This is a genomic window from Trebonia sp., from assembly GCF_030042015.1.
Lineage (GTDB): Bacteria > Actinomycetota > Actinomycetes > Streptosporangiales > Streptosporangiaceae > Trebonia.
Window position 1 is genome coordinate 1 of record NZ_JASIAL010000008.1, and the last position, 3,352, is coordinate 3,352.

5 protein-coding genes and 1 pseudogene are annotated in these 3,352 nt (G+C 68.6%); all 6 read left to right on the forward strand.

Annotation, left to right across the window (positions count from 1 at the left end):
- Window positions 1-407, forward strand: a pseudogene (locus Q1N79_RS00365) (elongation factor Tu); the annotation flags it as partial.
- 168 nt (window positions 408-575) lie between these two features.
- The gene (rpsJ, locus tag Q1N79_RS00370; RefSeq protein WP_300602650.1) at window positions 576-884 is read left to right on the forward strand and encodes a 30S ribosomal protein S10; all 309 of its coding nucleotides are present in this window, start codon (window positions 576-578) and stop codon (window positions 882-884) included.
- A 13-nt stretch (window positions 885-897) separates the two neighbouring features.
- Window positions 898-1,542 (forward strand): 50S ribosomal protein L3, encoded by a 645-nt coding sequence (gene rplC / locus Q1N79_RS00375; RefSeq protein WP_300602652.1) that lies wholly within the window; start codon window positions 898-900, stop codon window positions 1,540-1,542.
- Window positions 1,539-2,174, forward strand: a complete 636-nt coding sequence (gene rplD, locus Q1N79_RS00380) for a 50S ribosomal protein L4 (RefSeq protein WP_300602655.1) — start codon at window positions 1,539-1,541, stop codon at window positions 2,172-2,174. The genes rplC and rplD overlap by 4 nt, the downstream gene beginning before the upstream one ends.
- Window positions 2,171-2,473 carry a 50S ribosomal protein L23 gene (rplW, locus tag Q1N79_RS00385; protein ID WP_300602658.1) on the forward strand — a complete coding sequence of 101 codons (303 nt, stop codon included), beginning with the start codon at window positions 2,171-2,173 and terminating at the stop codon, window positions 2,471-2,473. Before rplD ends, rplW begins: the two co-directional genes overlap by 4 nt.
- Window positions 2,474-2,483: 10 nt before the next feature.
- Window positions 2,484-3,317 (forward strand): 50S ribosomal protein L2, encoded by an 834-nt coding sequence (gene rplB / locus Q1N79_RS00390; protein ID WP_300602661.1) that lies wholly within the window; start codon window positions 2,484-2,486, stop codon window positions 3,315-3,317.
- Window positions 3,318-3,352 lie beyond the last annotated feature (35 nt).

A 3,352-nucleotide genomic window follows, 5' to 3' on the forward strand; every position in this document is an offset into this window, starting at 1 on the left:
AGATGTTCCGCAAGCTCCTCGACCAGGGCGAGGCGGGGGACAATATCGGCGCCCTCTTGCGCGGCACCAAGCGCGAGGAAGTGGAGCGGGGCCAGGTTCTGGCCGCGCCCGGCTCGATCACGCCGCACACCCAGTTCAAGGCCGAGGCCTACATTCTCACCAAGGAGGAAGGCGGCCGGCACACGCCGTTCTTCACCAACTATCGCCCGCAATTCTATTTCCGCACCACCGACGTGACCGGCGTGGTCAACCTGCCCCAGGGCACGGAGATGGTGATGCCGGGTGACCGCACCGACATGACGATTCAGCTCATCCAGCCGATCGCCATGGAAGAGGGGCTGAAGTTCGCGATCCGGGAAGGCGGCCGCACCGTCGGCGCCGGCCGGGTCACCAAGATCCTGAAGTAGGCGAAGTTTCGGCGGCCGGGCCGCTACGGGCCCGGCCGCCGAAACATGTCAGCCCCCGAGGGGTTCGGGGGGAACGGCTTCCCCCCGAGCGAGGGGTCACCGGGGGTCGGCCCCCGGGGGCAAGCACAGACAGCGGCCCGCAAGAGAAGCAGAGGAACCGAGGCCACAATGGCGGGACAGAAGATCCGCATCCGGCTCAAGGCATATGACCACGAGGTCATCGACAGCTCGGCGCGCAAGATCGTCGACACGGTGACCCGTACCGGCGCGCGCGTCGCCGGTCCCGTGCCGCTGCCCACCGAGAAGAACGTGTACTGCGTCATCCGCTCGCCGCACAAGTACAAGGACTCGCGCGAGCACTTCGAGATGCGGACGCACAAGCGCCTGATCGACATCATCGATCCAACGCCGAAGACGGTCGACTCGCTGATGCGGCTCGACCTGCCGGCCGGTGTCTACATCGAGATCAAGCTCTGAGGACTCACTGATCATGGCAATGACAGGGATCCTGGGCACCAAGCTTGGCATGACCCAGGTCTTCGACGAAACCGGGCAGGTGGTACCTGTCACGGTGGTGCAGGCTGGCCCGTGCGTGGTCACGGCCGTCCGCACGCCGGACAAGGACGGGTACTCCGCTGTCCAGATCGGGTTCGGGGAGATCGATCCCCGCAAGGTCACCAAGCCGGTGGCCGGCCTGTTCGAGAAGGCCGGGGTGACGCCACGCCGCTATGTCGCCGAGATCCGCACCCAGGACGCATCCACCTACCAGCTCGGCCAGGAGGTCACGGCCACCCTGTTCGAGGCAGGGCAGCGCGTCGACGTCACCGGCAAGTCCAAGGGCAAGGGCACGGCCGGCGTCATGAAGCGGCACGGCTTCCGCGGCCTGTCGGCCTCCCACGGGACGCAGCGCAAGCACCGCTCGCCCGGGTCGATCGGGGCGTGCGCCACTCCGGGCCGGGTCTTCAAGGGCGTCCGGATGGCGGGCCGGATGGGCGCCGCGCGGACCACCGCGCAGAGCCTGACCGTGCACGCAGTGGACAGCGACAAGAACCTGCTGCTGATCAAGGGCGCGGTGCCTGGTCCGCGCGGCGGGCTCGTCGTGGTGCGCTCCGCGGCGCGAGAGGGGAATCGATGACCAGCGTAAACGTCGTCTCGCCGTCCAGCGAGACGGTCGGCACCGTCGAACTGCCCGATGCGATCTTCGCGGCGCAGGTCAACATCCCGCTGATGCACCAGGTCGTCGTGGCGCAGCGCGCGGCCGCCAGGCAGGGTACCCACGCGACGAAGACCCGCGGGATGGTGCGCGGCGGCGGTAAGAAGCCGTACCGGCAGAAGGGCACCGGCCGGGCACGGCAGGGCTCGATCCGTGCGCCGCAGTTCACCGGCGGCGGCACGGTGCATGGCCCGCAGCCGCGGTCCTACGCCCAGCGCACCCCGAAGAAGATGAAGGCCGCCGCGCTGCGCGGCGCGCTGTCTGACCGGGCCGCCAATGAGCGCGTGTACGTCGTAACCACGTTCATCGAGGGTGACGTGCCGTGCACGAAGGACGCGCTGGCGGTGCTGAACGCGGTGACAGGCGGCGCGACGAGGAACATCCTCGTGGTCACGCTGAGCGACGACGAAATCAACTGGAAGTCGCTGCGCAACGTTCCCGCCGTGCACCTGCTCGCCGAGGACCAGCTCAACACCTACGACGTGCTCGTCAGCGATCACGTGGTCTTCACCGAGGCCGCGCTGCGCGCGTTCGTCGAAAGGGGCTCGGAGTGAACAAGCAGTACAACCCGAGGGACATCCTGCTGCGTCCGGTGGTTTCGGAGAAGAGCTACGGCCTTCTCGACGAGGGCAAGTACACGTTCGTCGTCGCTCCGCGCGCCAACAAGACGCAGATAAAGATGGCGGTCGAGGAAGTGTTCCGGGTCAAGGTGACCGGTGTGAACACGCTCAACCGGCAGGGCAAGCGGCGCCGGACCCGGCAGGGCTGGGGCAAGCGGGCTGATACCAAGCGCGCGATCGTCACCCTGGCCGAGGGCGACCGGATCGACATCTTCGGCGGACCGGTTAGCTAAGGAGACGCAGGTGGGAATCCGTAAGTACAAGCCGACCACCCCGGGCCGGCGCGGCGCCAGCGGCTCCGACTTCTCCGAGATCACCCGGAGCGAGCCGGAGAAGTCGCTGGTTCGCCCGCTGCACAGCAAGGGCGGCCGGAACGTGCACGGGCGGGTCACCGCGCGGCACCAAGGCGGCGGGCACAAGCGCGCCTACCGGCTGATCGACTTCAGGCGGCACGACAAGGACGGCGTTCCGGCCAAGGTGGCGCACATCGAGTACGACCCGAACCGGACGGCACGAATCGCGCTGCTGCACTACGTGGACGGCGAGAAGCGCTACATCCTGGCGCCGCAGGGCCTGTCCCAGGGCGACCGGGTGGAGAACGGCCCGGGCGCGGACATCAAGCCAGGCAACGCGCTGCCGCTGCGCTCCATCCCGACCGGTACCGTCATCCACGCCATCGAACTTCGTCCCGGTGGCGGTGCGAAGATCGCGCGCTCCGCGGGCGCCGGGGTCCAGCTCCTGGCCAAGGAGGCCGGCTACGCGGCGCTGCGCATGCCGTCGGGCGAGATCCGGCGGGTCAGCGTGGAGTGCCGCGCGACCGTGGGCGAAGTCGGCAACGCCGAGCAGGGCAACATCAAACTCGGCAAGGCGGGCCGCAACCGCTGGAAGGGCAAGCGGCCGTCGGTGCGCGGCGTCGCCATGAACCCGGTCGACCACCCGCTCGGCGGTGGCGAGGGCAAGAGCTCTGGCGGTCGCCACCCGGTCAGCCCGTGGGGTAAGCCGGAAGGCCGTACCCGGCGGGCGCATAAGCCCAGTGACCGGCTGATCAGCCGCCGCCGCGGCAAGAACAAGCGGTAGGGAGCAGCCTGTAATGCCTCGTAGCCTTAAGAAGG